This is a genomic window from Mesorhizobium sp. B2-1-3, from assembly GCF_006442495.1.
GTDB lineage: Bacteria > Pseudomonadota > Alphaproteobacteria > Rhizobiales > Rhizobiaceae > Mesorhizobium.
Genome location: NZ_VFWL01000008.1, coordinates 26,463 through 50,789, shown reverse-complemented (window position 1 = coordinate 50,789; position 24,327 = coordinate 26,463). Strand labels below are relative to the sequence as shown.

Below are 24,327 nucleotides of genomic sequence, written 5' to 3'. Positions count from 1 at the left end.
GACCTGTTCCCGCAAACGGGCGCGGGCGGCAAACGTTCCGGGATCAGGCCGCCGCGTCGCGTGCTCCCTCGGAGAGGAAAGTAAAGACATAATCCGAGAAGGAACGCCAGCACTCGACCCGGAAAGCGTCTTGCGCCGTGCGCAGCAGAACGATCTCGGCCTTGCCGAGAATGGTACGCGAGGCGGCACCCACCGGGAAGGCTTCGAGCGACAGATCCTGCGGGCAGCCCGAATTGATTGCCGCGGCCGCGGCCGGACCGGCGACCGATATCGCGACGTTGCGATGCGAGATGCCGACAGCGGAATGCAGGGCGGAAATCTTTGCACAATCGGCGAGCGGGTCGTTGCCGGCCTCGTCGATGATCATCCACTCATCCGGTCCAAGCCACAGCGCGGTGCGCCCGCCTTTCGACACGGACGTCTTCGGCTTTTTCGGCAAGGTCACGCCGAGCGCCTTCGACAAGGCGGCAAGCGACGCCTCCGGCGCGCGCAGCGAGATACGCTCGGCAGGCGCCAGCAGTTCGACCTTGGCGCCTGCCGCGGAGATGGTGCGTCCAGCAAGCGCCGGACGGCGCTCGGCCGCCGGCGATGCGGCCGGAGCGGCTTTCTTTGCGGCAGTCTTAGCCATTGAGGCGGCCTCCGGTTTCGTCGAAGAACACCATGCCGGAAACCTCCACTTCGATCGTCCCGCCAGGCATCGGCACGTAGAGCGTGTCGCCCGTGCGTGCGCGACCGCCGGCGACCAGCGCCAGAGCGATCGAGCGGCCGCAATTCTGCGACCAATAGCTCGACGTGACATGGCCGATCATCTTCATCGGGATCGCCTGCCTGGGATCCTCCACGATCTGCGCGCCTTCCTCCAGCACCACCTTGGGATCCTTGGTCTTGAGGCCGACCAGTTGCTTGCGGCCCTTGGCGACCAGGTCCCGCCGCGTCAGGCCGCGAATGCCGACGAAATCGGCCTTCTTCTTGCCGACGGCCCAGTCGAGGCCGGCATCATTGGGCGTCACCGTGCCGTCGGTGTCCTGGCCGACGATGATGTAGCCCTTCTCGGCGCGCAGCACGTGCATCGCCTCGGTGCCGTAGGCGGTGGCGCCATGCTTCTGGCCCTCGGCCCATAGCGCTTCCCAGACGGCCTGGCCGTAATCGGCCGGCACATTGACCTCGAAGCCGCGCTCGCCGGTGAACGACATGCGGAACAGCCTTGTCGGCACGCCGCAGATCTTGCCCTCGCGCACCGACATGTGCGGGAGGGCCTCATCCGACATGTCGATGCCTTCGACCAGCGGCGCGATGATGTCGCGAGACTTCGGCCCCTGCACGGCGATGACAGCCCATTGCTCGGTGATCGAGGTCAGCCAGACATTGAGATGCGGGAACTCGGTCTGGAGATAGTCCTCCATGTGGTTCATGACGCGCGGCGCGCCGCCGGTCGTCGTCGTCACATGGAACCGGTCGGGCGCCAGCCTGCCGACGACGCCGTCATCATAGATGAAGCCATCCTCGCGCAGCATGATGCCGTAGCGGCAGCGGCCGGGCTCCAGCTTTTCCCACGGATTGGTGTAGAGCAGCTCCATGAACTTTGCCGCATCGGGGCCGACCACTTCGATCTTGCCGAGCGTCGAGGCATCGAACAGGCCGGCCGTGTTTCGAACGGCGACGCACTCGCGGTCGACCGCCGCATGCATGTCCTCGCCACCCCTGGGGAAGTACCAGGCGCGCTTCCACTGGCCGACGTCCTCGAACACGGCGCCTTGGGCTTCAGCCCAGGGATGGATCGCCGTCTTGCGCGTCGGATCGAACAGCGGACCGCGCGCATGGCTGACGATGGCGCCGAAGGTCACCGGCGTATAAGGGGCGCGGAACGTAGTGAGGCCCACCTCGGGGATTGGCTTGCCAAGCGTCTCGGCGGCAATCGCCAGGCCGTGCATGTTCGAGGTCTTGCCCTGGTCGGTCGCCATGCCGTTGGTGGTGAAGCGCTTGACGTGCTCGATCGAGCGCATGCCCTCATGCACCGCCTGGCGGATGTCCTTGGCGGTGACGTCGTTCTGGAAATCGACGAAGGCCTTCACCGTCGTATCCGGACCGGCGCCGGGGGCGGCGCCCAGCATGCCACGCGACCAGCTTTCCGAGGCGTCGACTTTTGGCCTTGTACCCTTGGCAGTCTTTGCGCCGGCGTCCCTTGCCGCCTTGGCCCCTGCCGCATAGGCCTCGTCGAGGGTCGCCGACAGGCCGTCCGTGCCGTTGCAGGCGCCGACAGAGACGCAGTCCTGCGCGGAGGTGCCGGGCACGAAGCGCTTGGTTTCGTCGTTGAAGGCGACCTTGCCGCGCGACTGCGAGAACAGGTGCACCGACGGCGTCCAGCCGGCCGACATCAGGATCGCATCGACCGCAATGGTGCGCTCGCCGCCACCATTCTTCGGCTGCACCGTCATCGACGAGACGCGCAGCTTGCCTCCGGCGCGGATCACCGCGCGGCCGAAATTGATCTCGATGCCGAGCATCCTTGCTTCATCGATCACCGGCCCTGTCGGATTGTCGCGCAGATCGACGATAGCCGCGATGTTGACGCCGGCCTTCTTCAGGTCGATCGCCGCCGCGTAAGCGGAATCATTGGCGGTGTAGACGCCGACGTTTTTTCCGACCGCGACGCCATGGTGATTGAGATAGGTGCGCGCGGCCGAGGCCAGCATGATGCCCGGCCGGTCGTTGTTGGCGAACACCATGTGGCGCTCGATGGCCCCGGACGCCAGCACCACGCGCCTGGCGCGCACCTGCCACAGCCGCTCGCGCGGCAGGTCGTGGCCGGGATTTTGCAAATGATCGCTGACCCGTTCGACCAGGCCGACGAAGTTCTGTGCGTAGTAGCCGAAGGCAGTCGTGCGCGACAGCACGCGGACATTGTCCATGCCTTTCAGCCTGGCGATCGCCGCCTGCGCCCAGGCAAAGCCGCCCTGGCCGTCGATTTTCGCGCCGCTCTCGAAGCGCAGGCTGCCGCCGAATTCGGCCTGCTCATCGGCCAGAATGACCCGCACGCCGGTTTCAGCCGCTGCCAATGCAGCCGCGATGCCGGCCGCACCGCCGCCCAGCACCAGCACGTCGCAATGAGCGTAACGCGACGAATAATGGTCGGGGTCCGGCCTGTCGGGGGACACGCCAAGCCCGGCGGCTTCCCGGATCTTGGGTTCGTAGAGGCTCTTCCAGGCCGCCTTCGGCCACATGAAGGTCTTGTAGTAGAAGCCGGCCGAAAACAGCGGCGACGCCAGATCGTTGACCGCGCTGACGTCGAAGGACAGCGACGGCCAGCGGTTCTGCGAGTTGGCGGCGAGTCCGTCATAGAGTTCCTGCACGGTCGCGCGAACATTCGGCGTTTTGCGCGCGTCGTCGCGCACGATCTGCACCAGCGCGTTGGGCTCCTCCGCGCCGGCCGACAGCACGCCCCGCGGCCGGTGATATTTGAACGAGCGGCCGACCAGGTGCACGCCGTTGGCCAGCAGCGCCGAAGCCAGCGTATCGCCTTCGATGCCGACGAAGGACTGACCGTCGAAGCTGAAGCGGGCGGTCTTGGCCTGGCTCAGGCGGCCGGCGCTCGGTATGCGGAACGCGCCGCTCATTTGGCAACCACTTCGCTGGAGTTCTTGGGCAGCTTGGAAGGCTTCGGCTCGCCGGCCTTGTAGGTCATGACGAACTTGTCGGTGACGGTGTCGCGCACGGCGTTGAAGAAGCGCGCACAGCCATGCATGTGTCGCCAGCGCTCATAGATGATGCCTTTGGGATTCGAGCGGATGAAGAAGAATTTTTCGAAATCCTCGTCGCTCTCGCCTGACATGTTGGCCGAGCGCGCGATATGCGCCTCGCCGGCGTTGCGGAACTCAAGTTCCGGACGCTCTTCCTCGCAATAGGGGCAGCGGATGAGAAGCATGTTTTCGTTCCTACAGCTCAGTCATCGTCAATGCGCCACCGCCGCCGCCGCCGCCTCGTCGATCAACCGGCCGGTGCGGAACCGCTCGATGGTGAAGGGCGCGTTGATCGGATGCGGATCGTCCCTGGCGATGGTGTGGGCAAAGACATGGCCGGAGCCGGGTGTCGCCTTGAAGCCGCCCGTGCCCCAGCCGCAATTGACGTAGAGGCCGGGCACCGGCGTCTTGGCCAGGATCGGCGAGCGGTCGGGCGTGACGTCGACGATGCCGCCCCAGGAGCGCAGCATCTTCATGCGCGTGAAGATCGGGAACATCTCGCAGATTGCGTCCAGCGTATGCTGTAATATGTGCAGGCCGCCGGTCTGGGAGTAGGAGACGTACTGGTCGGTGCCGGCGCCGATCACCAGTTCGCCCTTGTCGGACTGCGAGATATAGGCATGCACCGTGTTCGACATCACCACGCAGGGAACGACAGGCTTGACCGGCTCCGACACCAGCGCCTGCAGCGGATAGCTTTCCAGCGGCATGCGCACGCCGGCCATGTTCATGATGACCGAGGAATGGCCGGCCGCGACCACGCCGACCTTCTTGGCGCCGATGAAGCCGCGCGTCGTCTCGACACCGGTCACCGCGCCATTGGCCGCCCGCTTGACGCCGGTGACCTCGCAATTCTGGATGATGTGCACGCCCCGCGCCGAGGCGCCGCGCGCATACCCCCAGGCGACCGCGTCATGGCGCGCCGTGCCGCCGCGCCGCTGCAAGGCGGCACCGACGACCGGGTAGCGCGCATCCCTGGAAATATTGAGCGGCGGGCAGAATTCCTTCGCCTGCTCGGGTGTGAGCCATTCATTGTCGATGCCGTTCAGCCGGTTGGCGTGGATATGGCGCTTCAGCACCTGGATGTCGTGCACATTGTGCGCCAGCATCATGACGCCGCGCGCCGAATACATGACGTTGTAATTGAGCTCCTGGCTGAGCCCGTCCCACAATTTCAGCGCATGGTCATAGATACCGGCGCTCTCGTCATAGAGATAGTTGGAGCGGATGATGGTGGTGTTGCGGCCGGTATTGCCGCCACCGAGCCAGCCCTTCTCCAGCACCGCGACATTGGTGATGCCGTGCACGGTGGCGAGATAATAGGCGGTAGCCAGGCCATGGCCGCCGGCGCCCACGATGACGACGTCGTATTCCTTCTTCGGCTCCGGCGAGGACCATTGCTCCTCCCAGCCCTTGTGGCCGCGCATGGCCTCACGCGCGATGGCGAATACAGAGTATTTCTTCACGTTCCAGCCTCGCGCCAAAGTCTCGCGGATTTGCGGCCGGGCTAGCAATTTCCCCCGGCGCGCGAGGTGTATCACTAGCGAAACAGCGCTGCCACCCTTGCGCTGTTTGCGACGGCTCTTGCCGTTTTGCGCCGCAACCGGCCGCGGCGTGCGAGGCCAGGGAAAATCGGCGGGTTCGCAGCTTTCGGGTGGCTGCGGCCATGCTCATTTGCGACGACGCATCCGACCGCCGGCAAGGCCGGCTTAGCGGAAGGATGACAGAAACATGCTCGCACTCGCCAACAAGATCGCCATCGTCACTGGCGCCAGTTCCGGCATCGGCCGCGCCACTGCAAAGCTCTTTGCCGAGGAAGGAGCCAAGGTCGTCGCCGCCGCGCGCCGTCAGGCCGAGCTCGATAGGCTTGTCGAGGAGATCGTGGAAACCGGCGGCACTGCGCTCGCTCTTGCCGGCGACGTCAGGGACGAAGCCTATGCGAAGGCGCTGGTCGATCTCGCGACCGGTAGCTTCGGTGGTGTCGACATTGCATTCAACAATGCCGGCGCTGTCGGCATGATGGCGCCGCTGCCGGACCTGCCGCCGGCGTCGTGGCATGACACGATGGATACCAATCTGACCAGCGCCTATCTGGCCGCCAGGCATCAGATACCGGCGATGCTGGAGCGTGGCGGCGGATCGCTGGTCTTCACCTCCAGCTTCGTTGGCTATACCGTCGGCATGCCAGGCATGGCGGCCTACGCCGCGGCCAAGGCCGGCCTGATCGGCCTGACGCAAGTGCTGGCCGCCGAGTACGGGCCGAAGGGGTTGCGCGTCAACGCACTGCTGCCAGGCGGCACAGACACGCCCGGCGCGACCACAACCACGCCCGAGGCCCGCACGTTCGTCGAAGGCATCCATGCCCTGAAGCGGATGGCCCGGCCGGAAGAGATCGCCCGCTCGGCGCTTTATCTTGCCTCCGACGCGTCGAGCTTCACCACCGGAACGGCGCTGTTCGCCGACGGCGGCGTGTCGATCAACCGGACGTGAACGGTTTCGGCGCCGGCATGCGGATCAACGCGGGCCGCGATGTCGCAATCCGGGCTTGCATTTGGGCTCGAATTGACGATTCCGTTCTCTCCTTGGAAACGGGCCGGAACCATGCTGCTGATCAAAACCTATGTCGCCCAAAGCGCAATCGAGGGCGTCGGCGTGTTCGCCGCCGAGCCAATCAGGAAAGGCGCCTCGATCTGGCGGCTCGACCCGGATTTCGACCGGCTGATCCCGCTGGAAAAATACCAGGCGGCACCCTCGCATCTCAGGGAACTGCTCGACCGCTACGCCTATCCCAGTCCCGACCGGCCCGGCTTCGTGGTCTATGAGGTCGACAATGGCCGCTTCATGAACCATTCGGCGACGCCGAACACGGACTTTTCGCAATATGGCGGGGCAACTGCGACCCGCGACATAGCGGCGGGCGAAGAGATAACCTGCGACTATGGCGAATTCTTCGAGGATTTTGAGCGGTTGCATCTGGCTACCGCGTAGTTGGCTGCCTATCTTGCGAGCGCCCGCTGGGCGAATTGGCCGCCTCCGTTCATTTCGGCTGTGGACAGCGCGGCGTGATTCTGCTATCAGCCGCCACAATTCGTGGTGTAAATCGCCGCGGAGGCTAGTGGCTATGGCCGCTTGCCTGTTGATATCAAACCCGAAAGACAGGATTGCCCGTGCAGGTACTCGTCCGCGACAACAATGTTGATCAGGCGCTTCGCGCTCTCAAGAAGAAGATGCAGCGCGAAGGCATCTTCCGCGAAATGAAGATGCGCGGTCACTACGAGAAGCCTTCCGAGAAGCGCGCCCGTGAAAAGGCCGAAGCCGTGCGCCGAGCCCGCAAGCTGGCCCGCAAGCGTGCACAGCGCGAAGGTCTGCTGCCGATGACGCCGCGTCCGGTGGCTGCCGGCGGTGCCGCCGGCGCAGCGCGTCCGCCGCGCTGATTAACGCCTATATTTCGTCCTTTTCGAAGGATACCAGGGGTGGCGCGATGCGGAATCGCCGCCACCTTTTTATTTTGATGTGACCCGGCCCGGAGGGGGGATCCGGACCTGAATGACGCGGCAAGTGAGGACAGGGCAGACATGAACGCAATCAGCGTGGAGAGCAAAACCACATTTCGTGGCTTTGCCCTGGCGACAGCCCTGCTTTCCGGATTGATGCTTGCCGGCTGCCAGACCTCGGGCCCGACCGGCGAGTTCAACAACATCGACAAGGCGCAAGGGTCGAGCGAGAACATCTCCTCGCTGTCGGCGGTGATTCAGCGCAATCCGCAGGATCCTGAAGGCTACAATGTGCGCGGCTCGGCCTATGGCCGGGGCGGCCAGTACCAGGCGGCGCTCAAGGATTTCAACCAGGCCATCCAGCTTAACCCGAATTTCTACCAGGCCTATTCGAACCGTGCGCTCATCCAGCGCTTCCTCGGCAATCAGGAAGCAGCGCTGGCGGACTACAACCGCTCGATCCAGATCAACGGCAACTACGATGCCGCCTATATCGGCCGCGGCAATCTCTACCGGAAGGCCGGCCGCACCCAGGAAGCCTTCAACGATTTCCAGAAGGCGATCCAGCTCGACACGACCGATGCCCGCGCCTATCACAATCGGGGCCTGATCTATCAGAGCCAGGGCCAGCACAAATTCGCTATCGAGGATTTCTCGACCGCCATCTCGCTGGCCCCGGACGCCGCCGAGCCGTATAATGGCCGCGGCCTTTCCTACCTCGCCACCAATGACGAGGACAATGCCTTCTCCGATTTCAACATGGCCATCAAGCTCGACGGCAAGAACGCCGAGGCCTGGTCCAACCAGGCGCTGATCTACGAGCGGCGCGGCGACAAGGCCAAGGCGGCCAAGTCCTACCGCGAAGCCGTTCGGCTCGATCCCACCTACCAGCCGGCCAAGGATGGCCTCGCCCGCGTCAGCTGAGATCAGGCAAGGCCGGCCAAGCCCACACGCGTCGGATGCGTGTCCGAAAGGACACGTATCGCCGCAGATCGCCATCAATCCGGCAACCGCGCGCTGACCCCGCTGCAAGCCGTGATCGCCTGCCTTGTTCGCGCCAAGGTTTCAGCGGAACGGTCTGGCCACCCAGCCGTTACTTTGAAGCGTTTTGCGAAAGGACCTCCCATGACCAAGAAACTCGTCTGCGCCGCTGCGCTCGCCACGACCATGTTCGCTGTTGCACCGGCAAGCGCCGGCAGATTGCAGCTCGGCACGCTCGACTGCACCATCGACGGCGGCACCGGCTACATCGTGACATCCAACAAGGGCGTGTCCTGTGTCTTCCGCCCCTATCATCACGGTCCGGCCGAGATTTACACCGGCGTCATCTCCAAGCTCGGCGTCGATGTTGGCAAGACGCACCAGGGCCAACTCGCCTGGGCCGTGTTTGCCGCGACCCGTGACCGCGACGCGGGTGATCTTGCCGGCAGCTACTACGGCGTCAATGCCGAGGCGAGCGTCGTGACCGGCGGCGGCGCCAATCTGCTGGTCGGCGGCTTCGACAGCGCCTTCATGCTGGAGCCGCTCAGCGTCCAGGCGCAGACCGGCGTCAACCTGGCCGTTGCCGTGACCTCGCTTGAGCTGATCCACTCTCTCAAGTAACGGCACGTTGATCTTCTCGGCACGGACGGCAACCGCGCGATGATCAAAATAGCGCGCGGTGGACTTGGTTCCGCCGCGCGCTTTGCATTTGCGAACTGCTGTGACCAGGCCAAGCTAGCAGATCGAAATTATTGCCGATGGAAGACTTGCTCGTTCTGTGCTACCAACCGGAAATGTTGCTGGCTCTGCGCGAAAATGCGCGCGAGCTCCGGCAGATGTAAAGACATCGTCGAATGCAATTTTGTTGCAGCTGCCGGAGGCCGTGATGGATTTCATCGAGCAGTTATTCGGATTTTCGCCCGATGGCGGGTCGGGATCCTTCGAACTTCTTCTGATACTCGCACCATTCTTGATTGCCGCTGTCTGGTTTTTCATGCGTCGACAGCGACGTTGACGAAATGGCCGCGGACTGGCCATGAACCCGCTCCCCAAAGTACTGGATTTCCTGAACGCGCTCGCCGACGCGTTCACCGAGTGGCCATCGAACCTGCGCCAGATCGCTGCCCGGATCTGCGCCCTCGCCAGATTGCTCTGCGAAAGAATGAAGCTCCCCGATCGGTTGGACCGAAGCGGGCCGCAACGTTGCGTCAAGATCAGCGACCCCGCCTATAAACGCCCGGATCCCCTGATCTACGCGCAGTATTATTTGATGGGCCAGGGCCTCGCCGTCACATGGGACAACCCCGACATCGAGATCCGAAGCGGCGGCAATCCTGTCGCACCACATATGCTGGCGCCCGACACCGAATATGAAATCGTCGCCCGTATCTGGAACAACTCGACCGAGGCCCCGGTCGTCGATCTGCCGGTGAAATTCTCCTATCTGAGTTTCGGCATCGGCACGGTGTCGCATTGGATCGATGAGACCAGGACCGATCTCGGCGTCAAGGGCGGGGCCAACCATCCGGCTTTCGCGTCGGTCAAATGGCGAACTCCGGCAGCGCCTGGTCACTATTGCATCCAGGTCCTGCTCGACTGGCTCGACGATGCGAACCCGAACAACAACCTAGGCCAGGACAACACCACCGTCGGTGTCGCCCATTCGCCCGCAAGATTTGAATTTCGCCTGCGCAATGGCGAGCGGGAGAGGATGGGATTTCGTCTCGAGGCCGATGCCTATTCCCTTCCTGAATTGCCGGTCTGTGAGCCGCGCCCTCGCCCGAGGCCGCGTCGCCGGCCCTTGCGCACCTTCCCCGGCACCATCGCGGCAGTGCCTGTCGGCCACACCCGTCAATCGCATCCTTTGCCCGCCGGCTGGCTTGTCACGTTCGAGCCCGCACAAGCGGACCTTGCCCCGGGTGAGGAAATCCCCGTCACTGTCAATATTGAACCGCCAGCCGGTTTCACCGGCCATAAGGCAATCAACGTTCATGCTTTCTCGGCCCGCGGCCTCGCCGGCGGCGTGACGCTCTATGTCGAGCGATAGGGGGTCGCCATGGCTTATCGGCACTACACCAAATGCGTGTCGGTCGGAAATCACCACGGCAAACAATACGGGCAGATGATCATTGCGGCGGCCGTGGTCGCTTTGCCGCTCATCCTTGTGGGCGCCCTTCCCGGACCGGCCGCCATGCTGGTGGCGCTTGCGGCCATATTGGCCTATTGCCGCTGGTGGCTGTACGACCGGCTGATCTGTCTCGGTGGCGACGAATGCGCGGTGGGCTGGCTGCTCAAGGTCGATCCGCCGGAGGAGAAGTCGGGACTGGACCGGTTCGACACCGACTACAGTCTCAATCTGGTGCCGGCCAATGTCGTCGAATTCACCAACCAGGCAACGGCCGAAAAGATAGCGCCGTTTGGACGCCTGATCGCCAACACGCCTGCGATCCAGGGCGCGGGCCTCGACTGGAAAGGTCAGGAAGCGCGCCAATGGGCCAATGACGACCCGACCGCGGTGCTGCATTGCGAGTTCGAAGGCGCCGGCGTCTACGACCTCATGATAGCCTGCCTTGCCGCAATTCCAGTCGCCACGGCCGCCGCGGTTGCTTGCGCCATTCCCTTCTTCGGCTGGATCGCCTGCGCGGTCCTGTCGCTCATCGCGGCGGTCATCGTCATCATAGGCGGCATAGTCGGCCTGCTCGACACAGCCAATCCGACGGATCTCGACGAGAATCTCGGCGATCTTCACGTCAACGATCCGACGCGCCGCGGCGCGGACATCCTGTTCGTCAAGGGAACGTGGGTCTACGATTCGGCACATGACGGCTGGAACGAAATCCATCCCATCAAGCACTGTCAGAAGATCGGCACCTGGAACGGCAGCTGGAACGAATCCCCGGTTCCCGACGGCAGCCCCGCGCGCTGGTGTGAAGCCGTTGGGACGGCAGGATCGCCATTGACCGTCGCATCCCAGCAGGAGCCTCAGAACCAGTGGACGATACATCCCGCCATAGACGGTTGCCGGCCAAAGCCCGACGATCACCGACCGGACCCCGTGCACTGACCTGGCATCCTTCGCTCGCGAAGCAGTGTCATCTGCTCCTCAAAGATGGCTGCAGCGAATGCACGAGGGGCCCATGACACGCAAAATGATCCTTGCTGCCATCGTTGCCATTGCCAGCTCCGCCTTGGCCCAGGCACAGGACCAGGGCATCGAGCTCGGCACACTTGAATGCGCCATATCGGGCGGCACCGGCTTCATCTTCGGCTCGAGCAAGGATCTGAGCTGCACCTTCACCCCTGCCGACAAGACTTTCGCGCCGGAAGCCTATTTCGGCGCGGTCAACAAATACGGCCTCGACATCGGCACGACCAAGCAGGCGGTGATGCGATGGCTGGTGCTGACGCCGCTGAAGAACATCTACGCGCCGGGCGCATTGGCCGGCGACTATGTCGGCGCCAGCGCCGAGGTGACGGCAACCGTCGGCGCCGGGGCCAATCTGCTGGTTGGCGGCTCTTCGCAGTCCTTCACCTTGCAGCCGCTCAGCCTGCAGACCCAGACCGGCATCAATTTCGCCATCGGTGTCAGCCAGTTCCAGCTGCGCAGCACGGAGAACTGATTGGCCGGCGATGCCGGCCGGCCAGGGATGCGGGCATCCACGAACATCCAAAAAATCGCTTGAGCTCAAGCTTGGTTGAGGTTCTACAAACCCATCCGACCATGGTCCTGCCGGACCCCCGAGCCGGCTCCTGGCGCCATGCGTTTGATCGGGATATGAAATTCGAGGGACCGAAGTGACCGACATCAGCACAAACAGGGTCGACTGGCGCGCATTGTGGGCGAGCGGCGACCTCGCGCGCTTCTGCTTCATCAGCCTCGGCATCCTGCTGCACGCCACCAACGAGACGATGGTGGCGACCGTCATGCCCGCCATGATCGGCGAACTGGCGGGCGTGCAGCTCGTCGGCTGGTCGCTGGCGATCTATGAACTGGGCGCCATCGTCGCCGGTGCCGCGGCCGGACGGGTGGTCAGCTATGTGGCGCTGCGCACCAACATGGTGGTCGCGGCGCTGCTTTACGCGGCCGGCGCGCTGATCTGCGCCACCGCGCCCTCGATGCAATTGTTCCTGGCCGGGCGCCTGATCGAGGGTCTGGGCGGCGGCGCGCTGGTGTCGCTGGCTTTTGTCTCGGTGGAGCGCCTGTTTCCGCGGGCCATCTGGCCGCAGCTTTTCGGTATCATGTCGGCGATCTGGGGCGTCGCCGCCTTCAGCGGGCCGATGCTTGGCGCGATCATGACAGAGCTTCTGTCATGGCGCTGGGCGTTCGGCATCTTCGTGTTCGGCGGTGCGGCGATGGCGCTGGCGAGCTTCGTGGTGCTCGACACGCCGGAAGCGACGAGGCCTAGTGCCGGCGCGGGCAAGGCACCACCCTTCCCGCTCATAGCGCTTGGCTGCCTTGCCGTCGCCGTCGTGCTGATCGCCTCGGCGGGCGTCGACATCGCCTTGCTGCGCTCGTCGGTGCTGATGGTGCTCGGCCTGGTCGGCCTTGTGCTGTTCTTCCGTATCGATGCGCTGAAGCCGAGATCGCGGCTTTTCCCCTCGCGGCTGTTCTCGTGGCGCACGCCGGTCGGCAGCGGCATGACCATGGTCGCCGCCTTCTCGGTGGCGACCTGTTCCTTTGCCATTTACGGCCCGCTGCTTCTGACCACGCTGCACCACGTTCCGCTCCTGACCACCGGCTACATCATCGCCGCCGAATCGATCGCCTGGTCGATCCTGTCGATCCTTGTCGCCAACGCGCCACAGGAGCGTGAGAGATTGATCATCGTCATCGGCGCCCTGATGATCGCCACCGGCCTCGCTGGTTTCGCCTACACCATCCCGGCAGGCTCGATCCCGCTGATCCTGGTATGCGCCCTTTTGCAGGGTGGCGGCTTCGGCGTTGCCTGGCCGTTCCTGACGCGCGTCATCGTGGCCTCCGCGCCGGAAGATGAGCAGACCATCGCCTCGGCCGCGGTGCCGACCATGCAGCGCATCGGCTATGCGGTGGGTGCCGCCCTTGCCGGCATCGTCGCCAATGCCAGCGGCTTCTCGCAAGGCCTGAACCGGGACGCGGCGGCTGATGTGGCAACCTGGCTGTTCCTCGCCTTCGTGCCGCTCGGCATCATTGGCTGCGTCGCCGCCCTGCGCACATCGACGACCGCGAACCGGCTGCCGGAAGCTGTCGGCTAATCAGGCCAGGCAACGCTCATTCGACCTCGCGCAGGCGGTAGCCGACGCCGGTCTCGGTGGTGATGTAGCGCGGCTGGTCCGGCGTCTTCTCGATCTTCTGCCGCAACTGCCGGACATAGACCCGCAGATACTGCACGTCGGTCGAATCGTTCCACACCTGCTTCAGCAGGAACTGGTGCGTGAGAACCTTGCCCGCATACTGCACGAGAATGCGCAGAATGTCGTATTCCTTGGGCGACAGCTTTACCTCCTTGCCCCCGACCTTGACGATGCGCTTGACCAGGTCGACGCTGAGATCACCGGTTTGGAACACCGGCCTCTCGCCCTGCTGCTGGAACTTGTGCCGCAGTGCCACGCGGATGCGCGCCACCAGCTCGTTCATCCCGAACGGCTTGGTGATGTAGTCGTCGGCGCCGAGTTCGAGCGCGTCGACGATGCCGGCCTCGTCGGTGCGGCTGGAGAGAATGACCACCGGCATGTCGAAGCCGTCGTCGCGCCATTTGCGCAGCAGTTCATGGCCGCTCATGCCAGGCAGGCCAAGGTCGAGCAGCACGAGATCCGGTTTTTCCTGTACCATCAGCTCGATAGCCGCCTTGGCGTTCGGCGCCTCGCTGACCGCGTAGCCCTGGCTGGCGAGGCCGACCCGGAGCAGCTTGCGGATCGGCGGCTCGTCATCGACGACCAGTATCCTGACGTTCGAATTGGTCATCGAGGCTGATCCGCGCTGGAGCCGATGCGATTGCCGGACAGTTCCGCCGGCACCGGCATCCTGATGGTGAAGGCAGCACCCGAACGGTCGGTCCGGTTGGCGGCCGAGATCGTGCCGCCCATCGCCTCGATGAAGCCGCGGCAGATCGACAGGCCGAGCCCGGTGCCGGCGCGCACCTGGTCGCCCTTGCGCACCCGGTAGAAAGTATCGAACACGCGCTCAAGATCCTGCGGAGGGATGCCCAATCCCTCATCCATGATCTGAAGCACGACGGAGCCGATGTCGGTCCAGCCCTGCAGGCGGATCGTCGAGCCGGGCGGCGAATATTTCGACGCATTGTCGAGCAGATTGAACAGGACCTGCTCGAACAGCACAGGGTCGAGCTTCAGCATCGGCAGGTCGGGCGGAATATCGACCTCGATCTTGTGCTCGCTGGTGATCTTGCGGGCGCGATCGAGCGCGGTGCCGACGGCGTCGCCGACGTAATGCAGCGCATAATTGGGCTCCATCGCACCGGATTCGATCTTGGTCATGTCGAGCAGATTGGCGATGAAGCGGTTCAGCCGCTCCGCTTCGTCGACCACCGTCGACAACAGCTCCGTCCGGTCCTGCTCGGGCAGATCAGGCGCGAACTCCCTGAGAGTGCCGGCCGCGCCCATGATGGCGGCGAGCGGCGTCTTCAGATCATGGGAGATGGAGGTCAGCAACGCCGAGCGCAGCCTGTCGGCTTCGGCCGCGAGCTTGGCACGGTCGACATCGGCGACGAGCTGGATGCGCTCGATGGCGACCGCTGCCTGGTCGGCCAGCGCGTCGAGCAGCCGCTGCTGCTCGGGCGTCAGCAGCGGACCTTGCTTGTCGTTGTCGAGGCCGACCACGCCGACCGCCGTGCGTCCGGTGCGCAGCGGCAGATAGAGCCGCTTCGCACCGGGCAGCGTATCGGCGCCGCGGCCGGCGGCGCGATCGTGCTCCCAGGCCCAGCGGGCGGCGGCGATATCGGCCTCGGCCAGCGTATCGTCGGGCGGATAGCCCGCCTTGACGGTGATGGCGCCGTTTTCGGGCAAAAGCAGTACGACCCGCAATTTCAGCATCGAGGCGATCTGGAAGGCCGTGACCCACAGAACGTCGTCGAGCGTGCCGGCGCCGGCAAGCTTCTTGGAAAACAGGTAGATATCTTCCGTGGCCCGCGCCCGTGAGCGGGCGGCGGCAGCCTGGCGCTGCACGCGCGCCGTCAGGTTGCTGGCGATGACGGCAACGACGAGGAAGACGGCAAACGCAACGATGCTCTCGGGATCCCTGATCGTCAGCGTGTAGCGCGGCTCGAGGAAGAAGTAGTTGAAGGCAAGGGCGCTCAGGAAACAGGCGTACAAGGCCGGCCACAGTCCGAACGTCACCGCCGATGTCAGCACCGCCAGCAGCAGCACGATCGCCAGATTGCGCACGTCGAGGAACTGATCCAGAACCGTGCCGACGGCCAGCGAGCCCGCGACATAGGCCGTGGCGAACAGATATGGCCATATCTGGAATGGCCGCTGCTCGGCCGCCGTCCTGACCTTTCTCGATGCTGCGTCGGTATCGCGCTCGGTTCCCGAGATGACATGGACGCTGATGTCGCCGGCATTGCGGATCAGATCATAGGTGAGCGAGCCCTCGATCAATTCCCGCCAGCGCGACCGGGTCGGCCTGCCGACCACGATATGGGTGAAATTGTTCGCCGTCGCATGGCGCACGATGTCCTGCGCGACGTTCTGGCCCGGAATGGTCGTCACCTCGGCGCCGAGTTGCTCGGCGAGGCGCAGATGGTTCGCCAGCCTGTCCTTCTCTTCTTCCGACATGGCGGCCGAACGAGGCGTGTCGACATGAAGCGCCGTCCATGGCGCGCGGAGCCGGTCGGCCAGCCTGCGCGCATAGCGCACGCGCGCCGCCCCGCCCGGACGCGCGTCGAGGCAAACGAGCACCCTTTCCCCCGCCGCCCATGGCCCCTGGATGGCATGGGACTGCATGTGGTTGAGCAGTTGTTCGTCGACACGCTGGGCGGTGCGCCGCAGCGCCAGCTCGCGCAGCGCGGTCAGATTGCCCGGCGAGAAATAGTTCTCGATGGCGCGCTGGGCGGTGTTGGGGAAATAGACCTTGCCTTCCTCCAGCCGCTTGATCAGGTCGTCGGGCGTCAGATCGATGATTTCGACGTCGTCGGCCTGGTCGATGATGGAATCGGGAACCGTCTCGCGCACCCTGACCCGCGTGATCTGGGCGACGACGTCGTTCAGGCTTTCGACATGCTGGATGTTGAGCGTCGTGTAGACGTCGATGCCGCGCGCCAGGATTTCCTGCACGTCGAGATAGCGCTTGGGGTGACGGCTGCCGGGCGCGTTTGTATGGGCGAGTTCGTCGACCAGGACCAGTGCCGGGCGGCGTGCCAGGATGGCGTCTATGTCCATCTCGTCGAGGGTGCGTCCCTTGTATTCGACCGGGCGGCGCGGAATGACCTCGTAGCCCTCGACGAGGGCCAGCGTTTCCTTGCGGCCGTGCGTCTCGACGACGCCGATCACCACGTCGATGCCGTCGGCCAGCCTGGCGCGTCCCGACATCAGCATTTCGTAGGTTTTGCCGACGCCCGGTGCCGCGCCCAGGAAGATGCGCAGACGCCCGCGGCCCTCGCGCTCGGCATGCTCGAGTAGCGCGTCGGGGGAAGGTCTGTTTTCGACGTTGCTTCTGTCGTCCGGCATCGGCATCCAGTTTGAACGGCGCCGGGGACGGTGTCGATCCCCGGCGCTGTTCTTCATTGCTTGGCTATGTCGTCCAATGCGAGGTTAAGGGCCAGCACATTGACCACCGGCTCGCCCAGCACGCTGAGCTCCCGGTCCTCGACATGGCTGTCGACGAGCGCCTTGACCTTGGCTTCATCGATGCCCCTTGCCTTGGCGACACGCGGAACCTGGAAAGAAGCGTCCTCGGGGCTGATGTCGGGATCGAGCCCGCTGCCCGATGTCGTGACCAGGCCCATCGGAACCGGCGCATTGGGGTTTTCGGCCTTCAACTTCGCCGCGTCGCCCTTGATGCGCTCGATCAGCTTGGGGTTGGTCGGACCCAGATTCGAGCCGCTGGAGGCGCCGCCGTCATAGCCATTGCCGGCCGCCGAAGGCCGGCCGTGGAAATAGCGGTCGCTGCCGAAGGCCTGGCCGATCAGTTCCGAACCCAGCACCTTGCCGTCCTTCTCGATCAGGCTGCCATTGGCCTGTTTCGGGAACAGCGCCTGGGCGATGCCGGTCATGCCAATGGGATAGATGAGCCCGGTCAGCACGGTGAAGAAGACGATCATGACGATCGCGGGTCTGATTTGCTTGAGCATCGGAGTGATCCCTTATGCAAGGCCGAGGGCCGTGACGGCCATGTCGATAATCTTGATGCCGGCGAACGGCACGATGATGCCGCCGAGGCCGTAGACGAGCAGGTTGCGGCTGAGCAGCGCCCCGGCGCCGATCGCCCGGTATTTGACGCCGCGCAGCGACAGCGGGATCAGCGCGATGATGATCAGCGCATTGAAGATGATGGCCGACAGGATGGCGCTCTGCGGCGTCCCCAGATGCATGATGTTGAGCGCCTGCAGCGGACCTGTGGTGTGGCCGGGTGCGACGTAGAACACGGCGAACATGGCCGGGATGATGGCGAAGTACTTGGCCACGTCATTGGCGATGGAGAAGGTGGTCAGCGAACCGCGCGTCATCAGCAGCGCCTTGCCGATCTCGACGATCTCGATCAGCTTGGTCGGATCGCTGTCGAGGTCGACCATGTTGCCGGCCTCGCGCGCCGCCACCGTGCCGGTGTTCATGGCGACGCCGACGTCGGCCTGGGCAAGGGCCGGCGCGTCGTTGGTGCCGTCGCCGCACATGGCGACCAGCTTGCCCTTGGCCTGCTCGTCGCGGATCAGCTTCAGCTTGTCCTCCGGCGTCGCCTGGGCAAGGAAGTCGTCGACACCGGCTTCGGCCGCAATGGCCGCTGCCGTCATCGGATTGTCCCCTGTGATCATCACCGTGCGTATGCCCATGCTGCGCAGCTCGGCGAAGCGCTCGCGGATGCCGCCCTTGACGATATCCTTGAGGTGCACGATGCCGAGCAGGCGCCCATCGCGCTCCACCGCAAGCGGCGTGCCGCCCGATTTGGCGACCTCGTCGGCGATCGCCTGCAAATCCCTGATCGTATCGCTGTTCGGGCGCGTCGCGTGGCTGGCTGATGTCGTCTGGTTGACATGGGCGAGCACGGAATCGACCGCGCCCTTGCGCACGGAGGAGCCGTCTATGTCGACGCCGCTCATCCGGGTCTGCGCGGTGAAGGGCACGAAGGTGGCGTGCAGTGTCGCCATGTCGCGGGCGCGGATGGCGTATTTCTCCTTGGCCAGCACGACGATCGAGCGGCCTTCCGGCGTTTCGTCGGCGAGCGAGGCAAGCTGTGCCGCATCGGCCAGTTCCTGCTCGGTGACGCCCTTGACCGGGCGGAATTCGGTCGCCTGGCGGTTGCCGAGCGTGATCGTGCCGGTCTTGTCGAGCAAAAGCGTGTCGACGTCGCCGGCCGCCTCCACGGCGCGGCCGGACATGGCGAGCACATTGAAGCGCACCAGACGGTCCATGCCGGCGATGCCGATGGCCGACAAAAGCGCGCCGATAGTGGTCGGGATCAAGGTCACGAACAAAGCGACGAGCATCGTGACCGGGATATAGCCGCCCGAATAGGAAGCGAAGCTCGGGATGGTAGCGGTGGCCAGCACGAAGATCAGCGTCATGCCCACCAGCAGGATGTTGAGCGCGATCTCGTTCGGAGTCTTCTGGCGCTCGGCACCCTCGACCAGCGAGATCATGCGGTCGAGGAAGGTGTGGCCGGCGGCAGCTGTGATGCGCACGCGGATCCAGTCGGAGAGCACCTGCGTGCCGCCGGTGACAGCGGAGCGGTCGCCGCCGGATTCGCGAATGACGGGCGCCGATTCGCCCGTGATCGCCGCCTCGTTGACCGAAGCCACGCCTTCGATCACCTCGCCGTCGGAGGGGATGATGTCGCCGGCCTCGACCAGCACGGCGTCGCCCACCTTCAGGCTGGTGCCCGGCACCAGCCTGAATTTCGTCCGGTCCTCGCCGGTCAGCAGCTTGGCCTGGGTCTCGGTGCGCGCCTTGCGCAGCGAATCGGCCTGCGCCTTGCCGCGGCCTTCGGCGACGGCTTCGGCGAAGTTGGCGAACAGCACGGTGAACCACAGCCAGATGATGATCTGGATGGTGAAGCCGAGATTGCCGCCGCCGCTGGCGAGGTCCTTGACGAAAAGCACTGATGTCAGCGCCGAGACGACGGCAACGACGAACATTACCGGGTTCCTGGCTAATGTGCGTGGGTTTAGCTTTTTGAAGGCGCCGCCGATGGCGGGCCACAGGATGCCGGCATCCATGATGCTGGCTGATTTCGACTGGCTCATTTTGAAGCTCCAGCTTCGGTGTTGGTGGGCGGCACCGAGCGGTCGGATGCCGAAAGAAGATGCGGAAGCCCGTAGGCCAGCAACCACAGAACGATCATGACGGCGGCGATGCCGAGGAATGTCGACATGGTGGGGAAAGGAGGAGGCTGCTCCTCCTTTCCGTTCTCGGCGGGATGGCGATCGCTGCGATGCCTGTTGTTGAACCAGGACATCTCCGTTTCAGCCAGGACACTTCCGTCTCAGAATGTCTGCCCGTGGATGTAGGCCAGATGCTCGACGATCGGCCCGACGGCGAGCGCCGGGAAAAAGGTCAGGCCGCCGACGATGACGATGACACCGACCAGCAGTCCGGCGAACAGCGGGCCGTCGGTCGGGAAGGTGCCGGCCGAGGCGGGCACGGTCTTCTTCGCCGCCAGCGAGCCGGCGATGGCGAGCGCCGGGATGATGACCAGGAAGCGGCCCATGAGCATGCCGAGACCCAGCGTGATGTTGTACCAGGGCGTGTTGCCGGTGAGGCCGCCGAAGGCCGAGCCGTTGTTCGCCGCCGCCGACGTATAGGCGTAGAGGATCTCGGAGAAGCCGTGCGGACCGCCATTGGCGATCGATGCCACGGCGCTCGGCAGGACCACCGCGATGGCCGTGAAGGTCAGCATCGCCAGCGGCAGGCACAGGATCGCTAGCATCGCCATCTTGACCTCCTTGGCCTCGATCTTCTTGCCGAGATATTCGGGCGTGCGCCCGACCATCAGGCCGGCGACGAAGACGGCGATCAGGATGAACATCAGGATTCCGTAGAAGCCGGCGCCGACGCCGCCGACGATGACTTCGCCGAGCTGCATGTTGATGAGCGGGATCATGCCGCCGAGCGCGGTGAAACTGTCATGCATGGCATTGACCGCGCCGCAGGAGGCCGCCGTGGTGATGACCGCGAACAGCGCCGAGAGCGCGATGCCGAAGCGGGTTTCCTTGCCTTCCATATTGCCGCCGTCGATGCCCAGCGCATGGACCAGCGGATTGCCCGCGGCTTCCGCCCAATAGCAGACGGCGACCCCGGCGATGAACAGCGCGCCCATGGCGGCCAGGATCGCCCAGCCCTGGCGCTGGTTGCTGACCATGCGGCCGAAGACGTTGGTGAGCGCCGCGCCGATGGCGAAGATCGACAGCATCTGGATCAGATTGGAGATGGCGTCCGGGTTCTCGAAGGGATGCGCGGCATTGGCGTTGAAGAAGCCGCCGCCATTGGTGCCGAGCATCTTGATGGCGATCTGCGAGGCGACCGGCCCGACGGCGATGGTCTGCTTGGCGCGTTCGAGCGTGGTGGCGTCGACATAGGCTCCCAGCGTCTGCGGCATTCCGAGCCAGACATAGACCAGGGTGAGCACGACGCAGAGCGGCAAAAGCACGTAGAGCGTGGCACGGGTCATATCGACCCAGAAATTCCCGATCGACTTGCCGGAGGCGCGGGCAAAGCCGCGGATCAGCGCCATGGCGATGGCGATGCCGGTGGCCGCCGACAGGAAGTTCTGCACGGTGAGGCCGGCCATCTGCACGAGATAGGACATCGTGCTCTCGCCGCCGTAGTTCTGCCAGTTGGTGTTGGTCATGAAGCTGGCCGCGGTGTTGAAGGCGAGCCCCGGTTCGACCGCGCTCATGCCGGCCGGGTTGTAGGGCAGGCCGCCTTGCAGGCGCTGCAGGAAATAGAGCGCCAGGAAGCCGGCAAGGTTGAAGAACAGCATGGCGGCGGCATAGCCCGTCCAATGCTGCTCCTGGTCGCCGGTTCCGGCCAGGCGATAAAGGCCCCGCTCGACGGGGCCGAGCACCGGCGACAGCAAGCTGCGGTCGCCGGTGAAGACGCGATGCATGTAGCCGCCCAGCGGCTTCACGAGCAAAACCAGGATCCCGCAATAAAGAAGGATCTGTATCCATCCGTTGATAGTCATGATTTGGCTTTCCGTGCGCCGGTCAGAAGCGTTCCGGGCGGATCAGGGCGTATGTCAGGTAGGCGAGCAGGAACAACGTCACGCCGCTACCGAGGATGTAATCGACAAGCATGGCCCGATCCTTCCGCTCAAATTCTGTCGCAGGCTTTGACGTAGGCAAAGGAGAGGGCGAAAAACAAAACCCCGATCCCGAGAACAATGATGTCCATTGTGCTTGTCCTTGCTTTGATTTTTCCACTTTGCGCCCGCTCGAAGCAGCTTGGCGACTACATGAAACGGCGCGCCAACCTGGATTGGTGACGGCGTCCGACGTTTTTCTCAAAGCGGAATATGGACCCGATCGCCATAAAGGTTCGAGACGGGGCAAAGCGGAAAGAAATAGGAATTCTATAAAGATTTTCGGCGGAATGAATTGAAAGTGGTGAATGCGTCCAGCGATATCGCCAGTCGCAAGGATGGCAGGTTAGCCAACGATGCGACCTCGCCGGCAAACGCAATTCTATCGCTGCGGCTCGACCGCCTCGAGGGTCACGCCTTCTTTACGAACTCGGTTTTGAGCACGAGGCCCTTCACTTGCCTGGTGTTGCATTCTATCTCACCGGGATTGCCGTTGAGGCGAATGTTCTTCACCAACGTGCCCCGCTTGATCGTCTCCGAAGTGCCCTTGACCTTGAGGTCCTTGATCAACGTGACGGAATCGCCGTCATTCAACTGAGCGCCGTTGCTGTCGCGCACCATTACATCGTCCGGCATGCTATCTCCTGTGATCGGGATCACCACTACCAGATCACCAGGAATTCCAAAACCGGCTCGTGCGCGGCGTTTTCATAGAATGCCCAAGGATCACTCGACGCGCTTCCCAAAGCGCTCGAAACTAACAGCTGCTTTTTTAATCGTGCAAGCCGGTCGGCAAGGTTGATGACCCTGCCCTCCTACGCTGAAGCTTCGGAGGGCATCCTGCTTCGCGCTGTCGATTGAGCCAATCCTGCGAAGCTCGAAGAGCGAAGCAGGATGGCGGAGAGAGCGGGATTCGAACCCGCGTTACGGTTTCCCGTAAACACACTTTCCAGGCGTGCGCCTTCAACCACTCGGCCACCTCTCCGTCCTTGCCTTTCGCGTCGGCCGGTTTCGCCGCGCGGGTTGGGGAGATGCTCTCCCTTTGGGGATGCGTGCGGAACTGCCCGCACCGGGCGCCGCCAACCAGCGGACGCCCTGCCCGCACCTGAGCCGTCGAAGCAACAGGCGCGGGGCTCATCTAGTCGATCCGGCGCCGAATGCCAAGCCATAACGGCGGTCAATTCGCTTTGCCGGCCACACGGCGTTCATGGGGGCCGCCGGCACGTCCGTTTGGAGTCCCGCCACTTCAATCGCTGCTTGATGATGTGCACGGGCAAGGCTGCGAGGCCAGCCGCGCTTGACTTCGTCCCGAGCGGCCTGTCGAGTGTCCGAAAGGCTTTGCGGGGGGCATCGTCGCAACATGACGTCAAGCAGCGGAATTCCGGGCGGTACGCCGGACAACGGACAGCCACCGGCCGAGGGAAAGATCCCGGCCCGACATCTGGACAGCGGACTTTCCTATGTCCCGGTGGGCTGGCTGGTTATCGTTATGGCCCTGTCGGTCTATTGGCTGGCGTCGGCCTTGTGGCTGGTGGGGAGTTCAGGCCTGCCGGACGCCGTTTTCTATTTCCTCTTCAGCGGGCTCGTCGCCGACGTCATCACCATCCTATGGGGACTTTACCTGCTCGGCCTCGCCTTCGGCCGTTCGGCGCGCTTCCCCAGCCACTTCACCATCTGGCAGGCCGCCACGATCATATGGCTGCTGGCAAGTCACGCTTACGCACTTGCCGTGCCGGGCTTCGTCTTCTCCGCCAGAAGCCTGGCCATCACCGCCGCCGAGATCGCCATCGGCCTGCTTTGCATCTACCTGTTGCGCCGCGGCTCCGGCGCCGAGACCGTTTATGCCAAGCCGCGAGCCGAAGCGCCGTCGGTCTTCGTTTCCATTGTCGCCGCGCTGCTCGGCATCATCCTCGGCGCGGTCGTCGGCGCGGTGGGCGGTTTCCTGGCCGGTTCGCTCATCGCCGATGTCACCGACGTGAGTTGCTTCGAGGGTGCGTGCGGCTACTTCGCCGCATTCATCGGCCTGGCCGGGCTGGTGGTCGGCGCCATTGCCGGCGGCATTCTCGCCGTCTGGCTCGCCAACCGGCGCAAGCGCAGGCCGGCCGGCTAGGCTGCGTCGGCCGCGATTCAATTCGCGTGCCGTGATTGCGAACGGGGCCCATGCGCTCTATTTCTCATTTCGGAACACCGCCGGAGATCCTCGGGAAGATGTTGAGGATCGGCCAGGGGAAAGGTCTCTGATGTTTCGCTTCGTCTTTCGTCTCGCGGCCATGGTCGCGCTGTCGATTTCGGTCATCATGGCGGTGCTTGACACGACACGCACGGTGGCCGCCTCGGCACTGGTGCTGACCCCGCTCAATGCAAGCTGGCTGGCCGTGTCGCCCGACACGCGCGCCGCCTTTGAAAGCTTCGTTCGCGCCAAGGCCGGCCCGCTGCTATGGGACGGCGCCATCGCCTGGGTGCTCAACCAGCCGGGCTTTGCCGTGTTCGCGGTGCTGGCCTTGCTGCTCTATGCCATCGGCTACAGGCGGCAGCGGCGCACCGGGCAGTTCGCCTGAAGGGCACGGGCATCGCACCCCGCCATGCTTTTCCAAAAGGTCAAAATTCCACGTGAATTTTGTTTCGGGCCGTGCCAGATTGCCGCTGAGCGGGAGGGGAATATACA

24 protein-coding genes and 1 tRNA gene are annotated in these 24,327 nt (G+C 64.2%); 12 read left to right on the top strand and 13 right to left on the bottom strand.

The genetic code is table 11. The features are described from left to right. Nucleotides 1–43: 43 nt before the first annotated feature. The 4 genes from FJ973_RS15165 to FJ973_RS15150 are packed head-to-tail and all read right to left on the bottom strand — an operon-like array spanning nucleotide 44 to nucleotide 5,203. A complete protein-coding gene (locus FJ973_RS15165) occupies nucleotides 44–628 on the bottom strand; it encodes a sarcosine oxidase subunit gamma (RefSeq protein WP_140556514.1) in 585 nt (194 codons plus the stop codon). After that, a complete protein-coding gene (locus tag FJ973_RS15160; RefSeq protein ID WP_140556513.1) occupies nucleotides 621–3,614 on the bottom strand; it encodes a sarcosine oxidase subunit alpha in 2,994 nt (997 codons plus the stop codon). Before FJ973_RS15160 ends, FJ973_RS15165 begins: the two co-directional genes overlap by 8 nt. Continuing rightward, nucleotides 3,611–3,922, bottom strand: a complete 312-nt coding sequence (locus FJ973_RS15155) for a sarcosine oxidase subunit delta (protein ID WP_140496330.1) — start codon at nucleotides 3,920–3,922, stop codon at nucleotides 3,611–3,613. The genes FJ973_RS15160 and FJ973_RS15155 overlap by 4 nt, the downstream gene beginning before the upstream one ends. Before the next feature lie 27 nt (nucleotides 3,923–3,949). Beyond that, nucleotides 3,950–5,203 (bottom strand): sarcosine oxidase subunit beta, encoded by a 1,254-nt coding sequence (locus tag FJ973_RS15150; RefSeq protein WP_140556511.1) that lies wholly within the window; start codon nucleotides 5,201–5,203, stop codon nucleotides 3,950–3,952. Nucleotides 5,204–5,468: 265 nt separating this feature from the next. Between FJ973_RS15150 and FJ973_RS15145 the strand changes: the two genes are divergently transcribed. From FJ973_RS15145 to FJ973_RS15105, 9 genes are all read left to right on the top strand, one after another. Continuing rightward, nucleotides 5,469–6,227, top strand: a complete 759-nt coding sequence (locus FJ973_RS15145) for an SDR family oxidoreductase (RefSeq protein ID WP_140556510.1) — start codon at nucleotides 5,469–5,471, stop codon at nucleotides 6,225–6,227. A gap of 111 nt (nucleotides 6,228–6,338) precedes the next feature. Beyond that, nucleotides 6,339–6,725 carry an SET domain-containing protein-lysine N-methyltransferase gene (locus tag FJ973_RS15140; protein ID WP_140496333.1) on the top strand — a complete coding sequence of 129 codons (387 nt, stop codon included), beginning with the start codon at nucleotides 6,339–6,341 and terminating at the stop codon, nucleotides 6,723–6,725. A gap of 179 nt (nucleotides 6,726–6,904) precedes the next feature. Next, nucleotides 6,905–7,171 (top strand): 30S ribosomal protein S21, encoded by a 267-nt coding sequence (rpsU, locus tag FJ973_RS15135; RefSeq protein ID WP_010911429.1) that lies wholly within the window; start codon nucleotides 6,905–6,907, stop codon nucleotides 7,169–7,171. A 141-nt stretch (nucleotides 7,172–7,312) separates the two neighbouring features. Next, nucleotides 7,313–8,155, top strand: coding sequence for a tetratricopeptide repeat protein (locus FJ973_RS15130; RefSeq protein ID WP_140496334.1), 843 nt, complete (start codon nucleotides 7,313–7,315; stop codon nucleotides 8,153–8,155). A gap of 201 nt (nucleotides 8,156–8,356) precedes the next feature. Continuing rightward, nucleotides 8,357–8,833, top strand: coding sequence for a DUF992 domain-containing protein (locus FJ973_RS15125; protein WP_140522452.1), 477 nt, complete (start codon nucleotides 8,357–8,359; stop codon nucleotides 8,831–8,833). A 415-nt stretch (nucleotides 8,834–9,248) separates the two neighbouring features. Beyond that, complete coding sequence (locus FJ973_RS15120) at nucleotides 9,249–10,259, top strand: hypothetical protein (protein ID WP_140556508.1); 1,011 nt, start codon at nucleotides 9,249–9,251, stop codon at nucleotides 10,257–10,259. Nucleotides 10,260–10,268: 9 nt separating this feature from the next. Beyond that, nucleotides 10,269–11,276, top strand: a complete 1,008-nt coding sequence (locus FJ973_RS15115) for a hypothetical protein (protein ID WP_140556506.1) — start codon at nucleotides 10,269–10,271, stop codon at nucleotides 11,274–11,276. A 73-nt stretch (nucleotides 11,277–11,349) separates the two neighbouring features. Beyond that, nucleotides 11,350–11,832 (top strand): DUF992 domain-containing protein, encoded by a 483-nt coding sequence (locus FJ973_RS15110; protein WP_140556505.1) that lies wholly within the window; start codon nucleotides 11,350–11,352, stop codon nucleotides 11,830–11,832. A 175-nt stretch (nucleotides 11,833–12,007) separates the two neighbouring features. Next, complete coding sequence (locus FJ973_RS15105) at nucleotides 12,008–13,444, top strand: MFS transporter (RefSeq protein WP_140556503.1); 1,437 nt, start codon at nucleotides 12,008–12,010, stop codon at nucleotides 13,442–13,444. Nucleotides 13,445–13,460: 16 nt separating this feature from the next. On the opposite strand, the gene FJ973_RS15100 is transcribed toward FJ973_RS15105, so the two are convergent. The 7 genes from FJ973_RS15100 to kdpF are packed head-to-tail and all read right to left on the bottom strand — an operon-like array spanning nucleotide 13,461 to nucleotide 21,657. Further along, entirely contained in the window at nucleotides 13,461–14,153 is a 693-nt protein-coding gene (locus tag FJ973_RS15100; protein ID WP_140556501.1) for a response regulator transcription factor, read from the bottom strand. After that, nucleotides 14,150–16,876, bottom strand: coding sequence for a sensor histidine kinase KdpD (locus FJ973_RS15095; protein WP_140556499.1), 2,727 nt, complete (start codon nucleotides 16,874–16,876; stop codon nucleotides 14,150–14,152). The genes FJ973_RS15100 and FJ973_RS15095 overlap by 4 nt, the downstream gene beginning before the upstream one ends. A 53-nt stretch (nucleotides 16,877–16,929) precedes the next feature. After that, entirely contained in the window at nucleotides 16,930–17,499 is a 570-nt protein-coding gene (gene kdpC / locus FJ973_RS15090; protein WP_140556498.1) for a potassium-transporting ATPase subunit KdpC, read from the bottom strand. 12 nt (nucleotides 17,500–17,511) lie between these two features. Beyond that, on the bottom strand, nucleotides 17,512–19,605 hold the full coding sequence (kdpB, locus tag FJ973_RS15085; RefSeq protein ID WP_140556496.1) for a potassium-transporting ATPase subunit KdpB: 2,094 nt from the start codon (nucleotides 19,603–19,605) through the stop codon (nucleotides 17,512–17,514). Beyond that, nucleotides 19,602–19,817, bottom strand: a complete 216-nt coding sequence (locus FJ973_RS15080) for a hypothetical protein (protein ID WP_140556495.1) — start codon at nucleotides 19,815–19,817, stop codon at nucleotides 19,602–19,604. The genes kdpB and FJ973_RS15080 overlap by 4 nt, the downstream gene beginning before the upstream one ends. 27 nt (nucleotides 19,818–19,844) lie before the next feature. Further along, the gene (gene kdpA, locus FJ973_RS15075) at nucleotides 19,845–21,545 is read right to left on the bottom strand and encodes a potassium-transporting ATPase subunit KdpA (RefSeq protein WP_140556493.1); all 1,701 of its coding nucleotides are present in this window, start codon (nucleotides 21,543–21,545) and stop codon (nucleotides 19,845–19,847) included. A gap of 22 nt (nucleotides 21,546–21,567) precedes the next feature. Next, nucleotides 21,568–21,657: a K(+)-transporting ATPase subunit F gene (gene kdpF / locus FJ973_RS15070; RefSeq protein ID WP_140556492.1), complete on the bottom strand. Its 90-nt coding sequence runs from the start codon at nucleotides 21,655–21,657 to the stop codon at nucleotides 21,568–21,570. On the opposite strand from kdpF, the gene FJ973_RS15065 reads away from it, so the two are divergent. Next, nucleotides 21,656–21,961 (top strand): hypothetical protein, encoded by a 306-nt coding sequence (locus FJ973_RS15065; protein WP_140556490.1) that lies wholly within the window; start codon nucleotides 21,656–21,658, stop codon nucleotides 21,959–21,961. The two genes, kdpF and FJ973_RS15065, sit on opposite strands and share 2 nt — an antisense overlap. A gap of 112 nt (nucleotides 21,962–22,073) precedes the next feature. Here the strand turns inward: FJ973_RS15065 and FJ973_RS15060 are convergent, their stop codons facing one another. Next, nucleotides 22,074–22,298 carry an alkylphosphonate utilization protein gene (locus FJ973_RS15060; protein ID WP_140556489.1) on the bottom strand — a complete coding sequence of 75 codons (225 nt, stop codon included), beginning with the start codon at nucleotides 22,296–22,298 and terminating at the stop codon, nucleotides 22,074–22,076. Between the two features lie 259 nt (nucleotides 22,299–22,557). Beyond that, nucleotides 22,558–22,647 (bottom strand) — tRNA-Ser (locus tag FJ973_RS15055). 375 nt (nucleotides 22,648–23,022) lie between these two features. Between FJ973_RS15055 and FJ973_RS15050 the strand changes: the two genes are divergently transcribed. After that, complete coding sequence (locus tag FJ973_RS15050) at nucleotides 23,023–23,772, top strand: hypothetical protein (protein ID WP_246675687.1); 750 nt, start codon at nucleotides 23,023–23,025, stop codon at nucleotides 23,770–23,772. 130 nt (nucleotides 23,773–23,902) lie between these two features. Further along, a complete protein-coding gene (locus tag FJ973_RS15045) occupies nucleotides 23,903–24,220 on the top strand; it encodes a hypothetical protein (protein ID WP_140513730.1) in 318 nt (105 codons plus the stop codon). Nucleotides 24,221–24,327: the final 107 nt, after the last annotated feature.